The 16,207-nt window shown below is 48.8% G+C and carries 6 protein-coding genes; 5 read left to right on the forward strand and 1 reads right to left on the reverse strand.

The features are described from left to right. Positions 1-91: 91 nt before the first annotated feature. Positions 92-1,285, forward strand: a complete 1,194-nt coding sequence (locus tag VER99_RS07695; RefSeq protein ID WP_014231914.1) for a class I SAM-dependent methyltransferase — start codon at positions 92-94, stop codon at positions 1,283-1,285. Positions 1,286-1,348: 63 nt separating this feature from the next. Here the strand turns inward: VER99_RS07695 and VER99_RS07700 are convergent, their stop codons facing one another. Continuing rightward, complete coding sequence (locus VER99_RS07700) at positions 1,349-11,203, reverse strand: Calx-beta domain-containing protein (protein ID WP_155521824.1); 9,855 nt, start codon at positions 11,201-11,203, stop codon at positions 1,349-1,351. A gap of 401 nt (positions 11,204-11,604) precedes the next feature. Here VER99_RS07700 and VER99_RS07705 point away from each other — a divergent pair, with 401 nt between their 5' ends. From VER99_RS07705 to VER99_RS07720, 4 genes are all read left to right on the forward strand, one after another. Beyond that, complete coding sequence (locus VER99_RS07705; protein ID WP_024372964.1) at positions 11,605-12,921, forward strand: TolC family outer membrane protein; 1,317 nt, start codon at positions 11,605-11,607, stop codon at positions 12,919-12,921. Positions 12,922-12,923: 2 nt separating this feature from the next. Next, the gene (locus VER99_RS07710; protein ID WP_014231916.1) at positions 12,924-13,544 is read left to right on the forward strand and encodes an OmpA family protein; all 621 of its coding nucleotides are present in this window, start codon (positions 12,924-12,926) and stop codon (positions 13,542-13,544) included. Positions 13,545-13,681: 137 nt separating this feature from the next. Beyond that, complete coding sequence (locus VER99_RS07715) at positions 13,682-14,035, forward strand: DUF2750 domain-containing protein (RefSeq protein WP_014231917.1); 354 nt, start codon at positions 13,682-13,684, stop codon at positions 14,033-14,035. A gap of 187 nt (positions 14,036-14,222) precedes the next feature. Further along, a complete protein-coding gene (locus VER99_RS07720; protein WP_014231918.1) occupies positions 14,223-16,184 on the forward strand; it encodes a tetratricopeptide repeat-containing diguanylate cyclase in 1,962 nt (653 codons plus the stop codon). Positions 16,185-16,207: the final 23 nt, after the last annotated feature.

Below are 16,207 nucleotides of genomic sequence, written 5' to 3' on the forward strand. Positions count from 1 at the left end.
AATAAAACCAACTGATTCCCAATGGTTATTGCTTTTACCAGCAACATCCCGGACAATACGCCCCTTTCAAAATTCAACAAGAGCTAAAGAAATGACAGCTGCTATCTATTTGGTTAAAGGTCGTGAGAAATCGGTTAAGCGTAAGCACCCATGGATCTTCTCTCGAGGCATCAATAAAGTTGAGGGCGAACCCGCCCTTGGCGAAACGGTTGATGTATTCACTCACGACGGTAAATGGTTAGCAAAAGCGGCATATTCACCGGAATCTCAAATCCGTGCTCGTATTTGGAGCTTTGAAAAAGAGGACATCAACAAAGCGTTTTTCGTCAAACGTTTTAAAGATGCGCAGCTTCTACGTGAAGACGTTATCGAGCGTGATGGGCTAACCGGTTACCGCTTAGTTGCGGCAGAGTCTGACGGCTTACCAGGCGTGACTATCGACCGTTACCAGAACTTCTTCGTCTGTCAGTTATTAAGTGCTGGCGCAGAGTACAACAAACAGGCAATCGTAGATGCGCTTGTTGAGTGCTTCCCAGACTGTAACGTTTACGAACGTTCTGATGTGGCGGTACGTAAAAAAGAAGGTTTGAAAGAAACCACAGGCGTTTTACATGGTGAAGAGCCACCAAAATCTGTGGTAATCGAAGAGAACGGCGTCAAAATCAGTGTCGATATCGTTGGTGGCCATAAAACCGGTTTCTACCTGGACCAACGCGACAGTCGTCAACAAGCGATGAAATACATGAAGGATAAAGAAGTCCTAAACTGCTTCTCTTATACCGGCGGCTTTGGTCTTTATGCACTTAAAGGCGGAGCAAAACGTGTTATCAACGCGGACGTTTCTCAACCAGCTCTGGACACGGCAAAATTTAACGCCGAACTGAACGAGTTCGACATTTCTAAGAAGCGCGCCGTTTTCCTAAACGCAGACGTGTTTAAGTTGCTGCGCGAGTACCGCGATCAAGGTACTCAATTTGATGTGGTGATTATGGACCCACCAAAATTTGCCGAGAGCAAAGCGCAACTGAATGGTGCATGTCGCGGTTATAAAGACATCAACATGCTAGCGATGCAAATCCTAAAGCCTGGTGGCACTCTGCTTACTTACTCTTGCTCTGGCTTAATGGACCAAGTCCTGTTCCAAAAAATCATCGCGGATGCAGCAGTAGATGCGAATCGCCAAGTTAAGTTTGTTGAGCGTTTTGAACAAGCGGCAGACCACCCTACTGACACGGCCTACCCTGAAGGTTTCTATCTGAAAGGCTTTGCTTGTAAGGTGCTTTAGACCTCATTCAAGTATCAAATAAAAAACGGAGCTTTCGCTCCGTTTTTTCTTACTTAAAGACATCTATTCTCGTAAATGTTCCAGATTACTAATTAAGCTATTCGCGATATCTGCCGCAGAAGCACCGTCAAAATTAACCTCTAAATCCATACCACCTTTATGAATCATCAAGGTTGAATTAGGGCCTCTTTCCGTCACGGTGATACTAATATCGTCAACTTGTCCGCTGTAATCGCCAGAACCTAAGTCATCAAGCAATAGGGAGATGTCACTCTGACTCACATCTTCAAACAAATCAGCAAAATCAAGCTGATCGCCGGTTTCGAAGTCAGTAACGGTGTCTGTAGCAGACTTCATTTCTGTCCATTTGAAGACGTCGTCACCTTCACCGCCCGTCAAGATATCATCGCCTAAACCACCGATTAAAATATCATTACCGCTGGTGCCGACTAACTCATTGTCTTGCTCATCACCCATAATGACGTTGGACTCGGCATCTGCCGCCGCGGTCAATGTGAGCGATTGAGTATTGTAGTCAGCCGTTGCGACAGACTCAGCAGTGACGTTATTGAAGTCAACAGATACGGTTGCTTCGTTACTTAGCGCACCATCAGTATCGATTGCCTGATAAGTAAAGTCATCGTTCACATCAGTAAAGCTGGTAATTTCAGTCCCAACTAAGGTGAAGCCCGCTTTATCACTTGAACTGTTGGTTTCTGGAGTAAGTCGAATTTCATCAAAGCTACCATTCGCCATATCAACTGTGATAAAACCTTCATGGTTACTTGTATAAGTAATATCAGTTGAGTAAAACTGCTGCACATCAACAAGAGCACCATTTAGGAAGATGTACGCCGTTAACCATGCAGCACCACTATTGAAACGGTCATTCAGACTGGCTAAATTCAGTTTCGCTTCGTTTGCTGATAAATCCTCATCCAGCTCTAGCGTAATATACTCACCAGTACTGATTTCATCACCCTGACCCGTTTCACTAGGAGAAATAACAACTAACCCGACCTGTTGATTTGCAAAATCGACTGAGATCTGAGCGTCGGAATCAAAGATGATGCTGTTACCAATGGTGATTATCTGACCTCCAGTGAACGTTAAGTTCGAGTTAGGTGGTGTATAAGAACCAACCAAGATATCTTTCCCTTGATCTTCAAGAAGATCAGCCGAATCAAAGCTCTGCTCATCAAAGAAGTCATCAGTCAGACGGTACTTAATATCTGTATTTTCATACAACTTGTTATTCGGATCATTTAAAAAGTCCTGATCAATGATGACTTCTACACCATTGTCCAGGTAATAAAGCTCTCCGTGTTCAGGTAATGAAGTTATAACAATTTCAAGATCGGCATCATTTGCACCATTGGCATCATCTTCGAGGTCTTCAACTCGCTGTTCATTGGCGCTTGTTAGTCCATCAAACTCCACATCCTGAACAGGGAACATACCTTCTTCAACATTGAGAGAGATGATGAAATCACGAGCTGTTGGCGGTGAGTTGTCCACGATAGTCGCTAGACCTGTGTCACTGCCTTGTACTGGGCCTAAGCCAGTTACGGTTACGCTGAAATCTTCCGGACCTTCGTATACACCGTCATCGATAGACTCGATACGTAGGTCAAATTCAGTCATGCCCGCTGGCACCGTCACGACACCACCGACAGGCACGGCAACCCAACCTGAACCGGTATTGTATTCTAGCGTGCCAAGGTCACCTGCTACTGTTTCATCCGGGTTTAGTGTCAACTGAACCTGCACCGCCGCTTCTGAAGCATTACTCAATGACACGGTAAATGTAGCGAAATTACCTTCATCAATGGTACCTGCATCCGAGATAGACACAGTTGGACGATCGTCGTCCGTTTTAGTGCCATCATCCACGATGGTCGCCAGACCAGTATCGGTGCCCTGCACTGCGCCCAAACCATTCACGGTAACACTGAAGTCTTCTGGTCCTTCGTATACTTCATCATCGATGGTCGCAATACGCACATCAAATTCCGTCATCCCCGCCGGTACGGTCACGATGCCATCCCCAGGTACTTCCTCCCAGCTCGAACCGGTGTAGTATTCAAGCGTGCCAAGGTCACCCACTTCTGTTTCGTCTAGGTTTAATACCAACTGCACTTGAACTGCACCTTCCGAAGGATTGCTCAATGACACAGTAAAGGTCGCGGTGGCCCCCTCATCTACGGTACCAGCATCTGAGATAGAGACGCTTGGACGATCATCGTCAGGGTTAGGACCAGGGCCGTTACCACCGTCGTAAATAATGCCCAGTGCAGTGTCAGTACCAAGTGCTCCTGTAGCACCTTGGACTGCAACCGTGAAGGTTTCATCACCTTCATACACATCGTCGTCCGTGGTTGGTACAAACAATTTGAGATCGGTTTGACCCGCTGGAATGGTGTACGTACCATCACTGTTGGCGGTCACTACTGTTCCATCCAACAATGTAACCTTAATAGCGCCGATGTCGCCAGGTTCAGCAGTATTAGCTCCTCCTGTTGACGTGTTCAATCTTACCGTCACGTCGATGTCTGCCGCTGCCGATAACCTGACCGTATAAACAGCGTCAGTGCCTTCATTTACACCCACGCTATTTTCTACGATATAAACACTTGGACGGTCGTCATCCGGGTTAGGACCAGGACCGTTACCACCGTCGTAAATAATGCCCAACGCACTGTCACTGCCGAGCACACCCGTGTCACCTTGTACCGCCACGGTGAAGGTTTCATCCCCTTCATAAACGTCATCGTCTGTGGTTGGCACCGTTACTTTCAGCTCGGTTTGACCTGCAGGAATGGTGTAGGTACCGTCACTGTTGGCATTCACTACGGTCACGCCATCGGCTAAGGTCACTACAAAGCTACCAATGTCGTCCGCTTCCGCTGTGTTGCTACCGTCGGTTGAGGTGTTCAACCTGACGGTCACATCGATATCGGCCGCCGCGGATAACTTAACGGTATACACCGCGTCGGTACCTTCATTCACACCCACGCTGTCTTCAACGATAGAGACACTTGGACGGTCATCATCCGGATCGGGATCCGGGCCGTTACCACCGTCGTAAATAATGCCCAACGCACTGTCACTGCCGACAACGCCCGTGTCGCCTTGTACCGCCACGGTAAAGGTTTCATCCCCTTCGTAAACATCATCGTCTGTGGTTGGCACCGTTACTTTCAGCTCGGTTTGACCCGCTGGGATGGTGTACGTGCCGTCACTGTTGGCATTCACCACGGTCACACCATCGGCCAGAGTCACCACAAAGCTACCAATGTCGTCCGCTTCCGCCGTGTTGCTGCCGTCGGTTGACGTGTTCAACCTGACGGTCACATCGATATCAGCCGCTGCGGATAACTTAACGGTATACACCGCGTCGGTACCTTCGTTCACACCCACGCTGTCTTCAACGATAGAGACACTTGGACGGTCATCATCCGGATCGGGATCCGGGCCGTTACCACCGTCGTAAATAATGCCCAACGCGCTGTCACTGCCGAGCACGCCCGTGTCACCTTGTACCGCCACGGTGAAGGTTTCATCCCCTTCGTAAACATCATCGTCTGTGGTTGGCACCGTCACTTTCAGCTCGGTTTGACCCGCTGGAATGGTGTAAGTGCCGTCACTGTTGGCATTCACCACGGTCACGCCATCGGCCAGGGTCACCACAAAGCTACCAATGTCGTCCGCTTCCGCCGTGTTGCTGTCGTCGGTTGAGGTGTTCAACCTGACGGTCACATCGATATCGGCCGCCGCGGATAACTTCACGGTATACACCGCATCGGTGCCTTCATTCACACCCACGCTGTCTTCAACGATAGACACACTTGGACGGTCATCATCCGGATCGGGATCCGGGCCGTTACCACCGTCGTAAATAATGCCCAACGCACTGTCACTGCCGAGCACGCCCGTGTCGCCTTGTACCGCCACGGTGAAGGTTTCATCCCCTTCATAAACGTCATCATCTGTGGTTGGTACCGTCACTTTCAGCTCGGTTTGACCCGCTGGGATGGTGTACGTGCCGTCACTATTGGCATTCACCACGGTCACGCCATCGGCCAGAGTCACCACAAAGCTACCAATGTCGTCCGCTTCCGCCGTGTTGCTGCCGTCGGTTGAGGTGTTCAACCTGACGGTCACATCGATATCAGCCGCCGCGGATAACTTCACGGTATACACCGCATCAGTGCCTTCGTTCACACCTACACTATCTTCAACGATAGACACACTTGGACGGTCGTCATCCGGATCGGGATCCGGGCCGTTACCACCGTCGTAAATAATGCCCAGCGCACTGTCACTGCCAAGAACGCCCGTGTCGCCTTGTACCGCCACGGTGAAGGTTTCATCCCCTTCGTAAACATCATCGTCTGTGGTTGGCACCGTCACTTTCAGCTCGGTTTGACCCGCTGGAATGGTGTACGTACCGTCACTGTTGGCATTCACCACGGTCACGCCATCGACCAGCGTCACCACAAAGCTACCAATGTCGTCCGCTTCCGCCGTGTTGCTGCCGTCGGTTGAGGTGTTCAACCTGACGGTCACATCGATATCAGCCGCTGCGGATAACTTAACGGTATACACCGCGTCAGTGCCTTCGTTCACACCCACGCTGTCTTCAACGATAGAGACACTTGGACGGTCATCATCCGGATCGGGATCCGGGCCGTTACCACCGTCGTAAATAATGCCCAGTGCAGTGTCGGTACCAAGTACTCCTGTAGCACCTTGGACTGCAACAGTGAAGGTTTCATCACCTTCATACACATCGTCGTCCGTGGTTGGTACAAACAATTTGAGATCGGTTTGACCCGCTGGAATGGTGTACGTACCGTCACTGTTGGCACTCACCACGGTCACGCCATCGACCAGCGTCACCACAAAGCTACCGATGTCGTCCGCTTCCGCTGTGTTGCTGCCGTCGGTTGAGGTGTTCAGCCTGACGGTCACATCGATATCGGCCGCCGCGGATAACTTCACGGTATACACCGCATCGGTGCCTTCATTTACACCCACGCTATTTTCTACGATATAAACACTTGGACGGTCGTCATCCGGGTTAGGACCAGGACCGTTACCACCGTCGTAAATAATGCCCAACGCACTGTCACTGCCGACAACGCCTGTGTCGCCTTGTACCGCCACAGTGAAGGTTTCATCCCCTTCGTAGACGTCATCGTCTGTGGTTGGTACCGTCACTTTCAGCTCGGTTTCACCGGCTGGAATGGTGTATGTGCCGTCAGGATTCGCGGCGACGACCGTCACGCCATCAGCCAGAGTCACCACAAAGCTACCGATGTCGTCCGCTTCCGCCGTATTGCTGCCGTCGGTTGAGGTGTTCAGCCTGACGGTCACATCGATATCAGCCGCTGCCGACAACTTAACGGTATACACCGCGTCAGTGCCTTCGTTCACACCCACGCTGTCTTCAACGATAGAGACACTTGGACGGTCATCATCCGGATCGGGATCCGGGCCGTTACCACCGTCGTAAATAATGCCCAGTGCACTGTCACTGCCGAGCACGCCTGTGTCACCTTGCACCGCCACGGTGAAAGTTTCATCCCCTTCGTAAACATCATCGTCTGTGGTTGGTACGGTCACTTTCAGCTCGGTTTGACCCGCTGGAATGGTGTAGGTACCGTCACTGTTGGCATTCACTACGGTCACGCCATCGGCTAAGGTCACTACAAAGCTACCAATGTCGTCCGCTTCCGCTGTGTTGCTGCCGTCGGTTGAGGTGTTCAGCCTGACGGTCACATCGATATCAGCCGCTGCCGACAACTTCACGGTATACACCGCCTCGGTACCTTCATTCACACCCACGCTGTCTTCAACGATAGAGACACTTGGACGGTCATCATCCGGATCGGGATCCGGTCCGTTACCTCCATCGTAAATAATGCCCAACGCACTGTCACTACCGAGCACGCCCGTGTCACCTTGCACCGCCACGGTGAAGGTTTCGTCCCCTTCGTAAACATCATCGTCTGTGGTTGGTACGGTCACTTTCAGCTCGGTTTGACCCGCTGGAATGGTGTAGGTACCGTCACTGTTGGCATTCACCACGGTCACACCATCCGCCAGAGTCACCACAAAGCTACCAATGTCGTCCGCTTCCGCCGTGTTGCTGTCGTCGGTTGAGGTGTTCAACCTGACGGTCACATCGATATCGGCCGCTGCCGACAACTTAACGGTATACACCGCGTCAGTGCCTTCGTTCACACCCACGCTGTCTTCAACGATAGAGACACTTGGACGGTCATCATCCGGATCGGGATCCGGGCCGTTACCACCGTCGTAAATAATGCCCAACGCGCTGTCACTACCGAGCACGCCCGTGTCGCCTTGTACCGACACGGTGAAGGTTTCATCCCCTTCGTAAACATCATCGTCTGTGGTTGGTACGGTCACTTTCAGCTCGGTTTGACCCGCTGGAATGGTGTACGTACCGTCACTGTTGGCACTCACCACGGTCACGCCATCGGCTAAGGTCACTACAAAGCTACCAATGTCGTCCGCTTCCGCCGTGTTGCTGCCGTCGGTTGAGGTGTTCAACCTGACGGTCACATCGATATCAGCCGCTGCCGACAACTTCACGGTATACACCGCCTCGGTACCTTCATTCACACCCACGCTGTCTTCAACGATAGAGACACTTGGACGGTCATCATCCGGATCGGGATCCGGTCCGTTACCACCGTCGTAAATAATGCCCAACGCACTGTCACTGCCGACAACGCCTGTGTCACCTTGCACCGCCACGGTGAAGGTTTCATCCCCTTCGTAAACATCATCGTCTGTGGTTGGTACGGTCACTTTCAGCTCGGTTTGACCCGCTGGAATGGTGTACGTACCGTCACTGTTGGCACTCACCACGGTCACGCCATCGGCTAAGGTCACTACAAAGCTACCAATGTCGTCCGCTTCCGCCGTGTTGCTGCCGTCGGTTGAGGTGTTCAACCTGACGGTCACATCGATATCAGCCGCTGCCGACAACTTCACGGTATACACCGCCTCGGTACCTTCATTCACACCCACGCTGTCTTCAACGATAGAGACACTTGGACGGTCATCATCCGGATCGGGATCCGGTCCGTTACCACCGTCGTAAATAATGCCCAACGCACTGTCACTGCCGACAACGCCTGTGTCACCTTGCACCGCCACGGTGAAGGTTTCATCCCCTTCGTAAACATCATCGTCTGTGGTTGGTACGGTCACTTTCAGCTCGGTTTGACCCGCTGGAATGGTGTAGGTACCGTCACTGTTGGCATTCACCACGGTCACGCCATCGGCCAGAGTCACCACAAAGCTACCAATGTCGTCCGCTTCCGCCGTGTTGCTGCCATCGGTTGACGTGTTCAACCTGACGGTCACATCGATATCAGCCGCTGCGGATAACTTAACGGTATACACCGCGTCAGTGCCTTCGTTCACACCCACGCTGTCTTCAACGATAGACACACTTGGACGGTCATCATCGATTAAGGTGCCATCGTCTACAATGGTCGCGGTTCCTGTGTCTTGCCCCTGAACGACTCCTATGCCAGTCACGGTCACACTGAAGTCTTCAGGTCCCTCATACACATCATCTGACGTAGTGCCTATGCGCACATCAAATTCCGTCATGCCCGCAGGTACGGTGACTAGGCCACCTACTGGCACTTCTACCCATCCTGAGCCAGTGTTGTATTCCAGGATACCCAAATCGCCGACTTCGGTCTCATCTGGGTTTAATGCCAACTGAACCTGGACCGCATCTTCAGACGCATTGCTTAACGTCACGGTAAAGGTCGCAGTGCTACCTTCGTCAATCGTACCAGCATCGGAGATCGATACGCTTGGACGGTCATCGTCTGGATCCGGCTCAGGACCACTGCCATCATCGACGATGGTTGCCAGGCCAGTGTCGCTGCCCTGAACGGCACCAATGCCGGTTACGGTAACGCTGAAGTCTTCCGCGCCCTCGTAAACCTCATCCTGAACGGAGGCAACACGCACATCAAACTCGGTCATGCCGGCTGGTACGGTCACCATGCCATCGACGGGCACGCTCACCCAGCCAGAGCCGGTATTGTATTCTAAAGTACCCAAATCGCCCGCTTCGGTTTCCCCTGGATTTAGAGTGAGCTGAACCTGTACTGCGGCTTCCGAAGCATTACTCAAGGACACCGTAAAGGAAGCGATATCGCCTTCATCGACAATACCCGCATCTGAAATCGACACGCTTGGACGGTCATCGTCTGGATCCGGCTCAGGGCCACTGCCATCATCGACGATGGTAGCAAGCCCGGTATCGCTGCCCTGAACAACATCAACGCCAGTCACGGTCACACTGAAGTCTTCCGCGCCCTCGTAAACCTCATCCTGAACGGAGGCAACACGCACATCAAACTCGGTCATGCCAGCAGGTACAGTCACCATGCCATCGACGGGTACGCTCACCCAGCCAGAGCCGGTATTGTATTCTAAGGTACCCAAATCGCCCGCTTCGGTTTCCCCTGGATTTAGAGTGAGTTGAACCTGTACTGCGGCTTCCGACGCATTACTCAAGGACACCGTAAAGGTTGCAATGTCACCCTCATCGACAATACCCGCATCTGAAATCGACACGCTTGGACGGTCATCGTCCGGATCCGGCTCTGGACCACTGCCATCATCGACGATGGTGGCAAGCCCGGTATCGCTGCCCTGAACAACATCAACGCCAGTCACAGTCACACTGAAGTCTTCCGCGCCTTCATAAACCTCATCTTGAGTTGAAGCAACACGTACATCAAACTCGGTCATGCCTGCTGGTACGGACACCACGCCATCGACGGGCACAGTCACCCAGCCAGAGCCGGTATTGTATTCGAAAGTACCCAAGTCGCCCGCTTCGGTTTCCCCTGGATTTAGAGTGAGTTGAACCTGTACCGCGTCTTCCGAGGCATTACTCAAGGACACTGTGAAGGAAGCGATATCGCCTTCATCGACAATACCCGCATCTGAAATCGACACGCTTGGGCGGTCATCATCCGGATCCGTTCCCGGACCGGTTCCGTCATCTAAAACAGTTGCAGTACCAGAAACAGGCGTCGTTTGGTCTGCGGTTGTGCCAGTTAAGGTAAAGGTTTCTGGACCTTCATAAATGTCGTCATCAACCGTATCTAAACTGACCGTGAAAGACTGCTCTCCGATTGGGATAGAAACTGTGAACGTCCCGTCTTCATTCACTTGGATTTCTTGAGTCGTACCATCTGATAATGTGACGATTACGGTGGTATTTACGTAGTCAGTTCCCTCTTCACCAGCAGAGCCGCCGACTGCTGAGCCATCACCCAAAGTCATTTCAATATCCGTAATGGCTTCGGTTGCCTGATCTAAAGTGACGTCAAAAACGACTTGGTCACCTTCATTGACTGTTGGGCTGGATATTCCTTGAACGACGACCTCTGCAGGCAGTGGTGTTACTTGAGGAGCAGGTGCTTGCGGTTGGAAAATATCCAACAGTGTCTGAACTTGAGTACTAGAAAATCCTGTTCCATTTATGCCAACTGTCTCAAAATTAGTACTAGCTAGTACTTCAGTACCAGTTCGGTTAATCGCCCCTGTAGTTTGAGGGCTCGAACCGTTTACTCCACCAGCAGCTGTCTCAAAGTCTTCACCAAGCTGTGTAGGGTCCTGTCCCTGACCGATAGCTTCAATCAGGGCGGTAATGTCATCCGTCACATTGATCGAGCTGCCTTGCGGTGTAACTTGCTCAACAACTAGCTCCGAAGTATCTGAAACCTCTTCGATTATTAATTCACCAGGCTTTGGAGACTCTCCTTTTGCAAGGGTTCTTATATTCCCATCAAGCCCGATCACGACTATGTTGCCCATTAAAGAGCTCAAAGTTACTCGATCCATACCTACCTCGCCCCAATTCAAACTAATCCAAAAGTTTGTCACCTTTTAATTTACGACTATAGTTTAGACAAAATCATCATATTTTTCGTTGTATGTTTGGTGCTTACGAAGCTTTTCAACTCAAGGGGCGGGGTTTTCTAAAAGCGGGTAAATGCACAGTCTTCGGACCGTTATGATGTTCAAAATTCAAGCTTTTTTCCTGTTTTGGCCTATTGGTTGGTTAAGCAACTATTGACCTATGCGCCACGGTTTATACAGGTAAATCCGTGGGTTTTCTAATCAAAAGCCTTGGTTTAACAGTAGGTTGATCTATTCCTAACTCAAACACTGTTAATTGTGGTGTTCTGTCTCACCAATGAGATAAAACAACAAAAAGAATCACGATTTTTAGGAGAATTACCGTGAAATGGAACCGACTCAAATACGCCTGTTGTTGCAGCTTAATGGTGTCTATACCCGTTTTCGGTCAAACGTTAGAGCAAGCAGTGACATTGACGTTACAAAACAACCCAGATATTAAAAGTGCATTCAACGAATTTACGAGTAAGCGGTACGTAAATGATGCTTCTACAGGTGCTTACCTACCATCTATTGATTTGGATGCGGGGATTGGTTACGAAGGTCTGGACCCGTCTGACGAGGTAGCTCGCGGCGACACAGACTACACCAGAAAAGAAGCGTCGGTCACGTTGACCCAATTGATTTGGGACGGCAGTGCGACGCTGAATGACATTGACCGAACAGCTGCCGATGCAGAATCGGTAAGGTTCCAACTCTTAGCTGATGCGTCAGACAAGGCACTTGAGGTCGCAAAAGTTTACTTAGATGCCGTAAAAGCCTATGAAGTATTGAAACTATCAGAAGACAACCTTGCGGTTCACAAAGATATCTATTCAGACATTTCAAAGCGCGTCACGTCTGGCATTGGGTCAACCGCTGATTTAACCCAAGTGGAAGCTCGTATCGCTAAAGCACACGGTAACCTTGCCGCAGCACAAAATAACCTGTACGACACCCATACGATGTTTACACGCTTAGTCGGACAATCACCTCAAGGGTTAATCTTTCCTAGAGCTGATGAAAACTTCCTCCCTTACACGGTCGATGAGGCGGTAAGTACGGCATACGAACTCCATCCTGTGATTCAAGTAGCTCTTGCAGATGTCGACTCAGCGAAGTTCCAGTACAAACAATCAAAAGGTGTGTACTACCCAACAATTTCGATAGAGGCATCGCAAACATGGCGAGATGATGCGGATGGTCTTAAAGGCCGAAGTGATGAAACCTTAGCTATGCTTCGACTTCGTTATAACTTGTTTAACGGCGGCAGTGATGTCGCTAACGCAGACAGTTTCGCTTACCAACTTAACAAAGCGAAAGATTTACGAGAAAGTGCATACCGAAATGTGGAGGAAGGGTTAAAACTTTCTTGGACAGCGCTAGATTTAACACTCCAACAAAAAGAATTTTTGTCGGATCACGTAGATTCTGCTTCTGAAACGGTGATTGCCTACGAAAAGCAATACAAGATAGGTCAACGAACCCTTCTTGATGTTTTGAATACACAGAATGAACTGTTTGAAGCGCGTAAAGACTACCTTGACGCAAAATATGCAGAGCAGTTTGCAAAATATCGAGTAATGAACGCAACAGGTCAGCTTCTCAGTGCATTGAGAGTCGAAGTTCCACAAGAATGGCTAGATAAGGTGGAGTACTAATTATGAAATACATAACTATTATTGCACTATCATTCGCAGTGGCTGCGTGTAGTTCTTCACCAGATGAAAACGGTGACGAATATGAATACATGGATACACCTATTGCTGAGCAGAGTGCCGATCACCTTGATGATGATAGTGACGGTGTGATCAACGAAAGGGATTTGTGTCCGGGTACACCAGAAGGTTCTGACATAGACAACGATGGTTGTGGTGAATATGAAAACTCATCAGAGAAAATGCAGCTCCGAGTTCTGTTTGCCAATGATTCAGATGTCATCAACCCTGTGTTTTCGCAGCAGATATACGAGTTGTCTAATTTTTTGAAAGAGTATCCTGAGACCTCTATTGAAATTCAGGGTTACGCGAGCCGTACAGGTACGCCAGAACACAACTTGGACCTTTCTAAACGACGCGCAAATAACGTTAGAAGCAAGCTGCTGAGTAACGGAATAAGCCCTGAAAGAGTGACTATCGTCGGCTACGGAGATACTGTTCTGGCAACATCAGGAACCGATGAAGTAAGTCATGCTCAAAACCGACGAGTGACGGCAACCGTGATCGGGTATAAAGGCGAAGTAAAAAAAGAGTGGACAGTCTTTACGACGCTACCAAAGAACTAACCTGAATATTGCCACCATTAAATTAAACAAAGGAGCTTCGGCTCCTTTCCTTTTAGCAACGATGCAAACCGTATTATGCTTTAGGAATCCGCCCTTTAATGTTAACCTAGCTACGTCATAACAATGAGAGTTTTGAAATGAGCAAACTTACATCAGATATCCAAGAAAACCTTGACCTTTTCGTGTCCGAAACTAAAGAAAACCAGTTAGTTTGGGGTCTGCGTAACGAAGAAGGTTGGCTATCCTGCGATTCGACTGAATTCGAAAATAGTGAAGTTATGCCTTTCTGGTCATCGAAAGAAGATGCAGAAGCACATAACGTTGAAGAGTGGGCTGATTTCGATGTCCTGGAAATTCCTTTGGATATTTTTGTAGAAGATTGGCTTCTTACTCTTGCTGAAGATGGTGTTCTTGTTGGCACTAACTGGAACGCGCAGTTAGAAGGCAAAGAAATGGAACCACAAGATCTAGCAAAACTTTATGTAGACTAATTGATGAGACCTCAGCCCACAAAGCTGGGGTCTTTTAATTTAGTATTTTTATAGCTTTCACTCCAAATATCGACAAAGCGCATAGTTTTTGTCACTCTTTTCGCCTTTACATACTTCACTGATTCATACAACTCAGTAGATAATGAGTAATCTATCCATACAAAAGTAATATCGATAACATCATAATATGCGCACGCTGTATCTCCTGCTCTGCCTCTTGCTTTTTTGTAGTCCGGCCTATAGCCACCCTCACTACAGCCAACAAAATCAGAATGTTACTCAATGGCATTCAGTTTATCAGGCCACATTAAAAACCAATGCCAAGTCAGCGCTCAGCCTGCTTCAAAGCCGCTATCACACCGCAAAATATGACAGTGAGAAGCTGTATGTAAGTGGTTTGATTTATGAATACATGTCTAACATGAAACAGCCCTATTATGGGAATAGCCAAGGGCGAAACAATGCGTTTGCCACGCTCGAAGCCGAATACATTCTCGCTTTAAATGAGCGAAGACAAGGCAGCTATGATGCGTCGGTAAAGAGCTTTATCTCGCTAAGAAATAAGATGAAACAAAGTGCTAGCATCGAGGGTGAAGCCCTGATGAATTACCAACTTTGTTACACCTTGAATCAACAAGGGCGTTACCACAAAGCGCATTTTTTCTGCTCATCGTTAGAAAGCCATTTTGATAATAAGCATCAGGAGAACTTCCCGAAAGATCTCTCGCTTCGCGTCATCGCCAATAACTACAATTTTCGTGGCGATTATGAAAAATCGATAAGCGTATACCGCCGACTTCTTGCAAATATGCCCTATCAGAGCGACCCGTCTGGAGTCTATAACGATGTTGGTAATTTATTGGCAGAGCTCGGGCAGTTTGAGCAATCTGAACAATATCTAATACAGGCCCTGCTTGCTCGTCAACAAGATGGCACACCAGTCGAAGTAGCACAGGTCGAGCACAGCCTTGCTGCCATGTATGCTAAAGCTAAAGACTTTGATAAAGCCATTACACACTATAAAAACTCACTCACTATCTTAGAGCATTTTGAGTATCCATACGGTCAAGGTTTAGTTTATCTTGGCCTTTCATCAGCTGAAGCCGAATCTGGCAATGTGGAAGAGGCGCTCAAGTATGTTAATCAAGCTTTGGGGCTTGGTGAACGGTACGAAAACAACCATCTTCAAACCGAAGCGCACTTAGCCGCAGGTTTTGCATACCTGAAAAGTTTGGATGCAAAGACTGCGATTGAGCACGCTAATTCCGCGCTAAGATTATCGACGGACAATTCACGGCCATTACTGCAAGCCAAGGCGCAACTGCTGCTTTCTAAGGCTTATCAGGCCCTGAATAACTTTCAAGCCGCTTTGTTACATTACGAAGCGTATTCAACATTAGAGTTGGCAAATCGTGATTCAAAAAACATGAAAGCGATGGAAGCTCTGGACCTCACCAAAAATGAGTATGAGTACGATCTTAATCTTGCTCGCTTAAACATTGAGCGCAATCTAAAACAAACTGAATTTGAGAAACTTACAGAACAAAAAACCATCTATAACTTTATTGTTTTCTGTTTGGTGGTTTTACTCATACTGACACTTGTCGTGCAGCGACAGGCTAGGAAAAAGGCGCGTTTAGATAGTTTGACCAGCGCTTTGAATCGTTCCACCAGTATTGAAACGATAAAGAGACAGGCAACAAAAACAGACGGAGAATTACGCTATGTCCTCGCGTTGGTCGATTTAGATAACTTTAAGTCAATTAACGATGCTTACGGACATCCGGCAGGAGACTTGGTACTCAAGCAGGTTTGTCAGAAAATCAGCACGAAGTTGAACAAAGATGACTTTATTGGGCGCTTAAGTGGTGAAGAGTTTGTTCTGCTACTTAAGAATGTTGATGAAATAGATGTCCCATTCCGAATTCAGAGTCTACACAAAACGATATCAGAACTAAGCATCAAAACAGAAAAAAATGAAGAAGTCGTTGTGACAGCAAGCTTGGCCTATCTCGCGACATCAAATCCATTAACTCATTTTGATGAACTTTATTCGATTTTAGACCAAGCGCTATCTCAGGCAAAAAGCGGCGGCAGCAATGTGCTTGTCGATGCTTACGACCAGCCTATCAACCTGAGTAAGGGATAATACCAGTCTCACTGGAGTTATCC

It is taken from the genome of Vibrio natriegens NBRC 15636 = ATCC 14048 = DSM 759 (genome assembly GCF_035621455.1).
GTDB lineage: Bacteria > Pseudomonadota > Gammaproteobacteria > Enterobacterales > Vibrionaceae > Vibrio > Vibrio natriegens.

Coding starts and splice junctions, on each gene's coding strand:
- VER99_RS07695 (WP_014231914.1), top strand. CDS start 92: ATGACAGCTGCTATCTATTTGGTTAAAGGTCGTGAGAAATCGGTTAAG.
- VER99_RS07700 (WP_155521824.1), bottom strand. CDS start 11,203: ATGGATCGAGTAACTTTGAGCTCTTTAATGGGCAACATAGTCGTGATC.
- VER99_RS07710 (WP_014231916.1), top strand. CDS start 12,924: ATGAAATACATAACTATTATTGCACTATCATTCGCAGTGGCTGCGTGT.
- VER99_RS07715 (WP_014231917.1), top strand. CDS start 13,682: ATGAGCAAACTTACATCAGATATCCAAGAAAACCTTGACCTTTTCGTG.
- VER99_RS07720 (WP_014231918.1), top strand. CDS start 14,223: ATGCGCACGCTGTATCTCCTGCTCTGCCTCTTGCTTTTTTGTAGTCCG.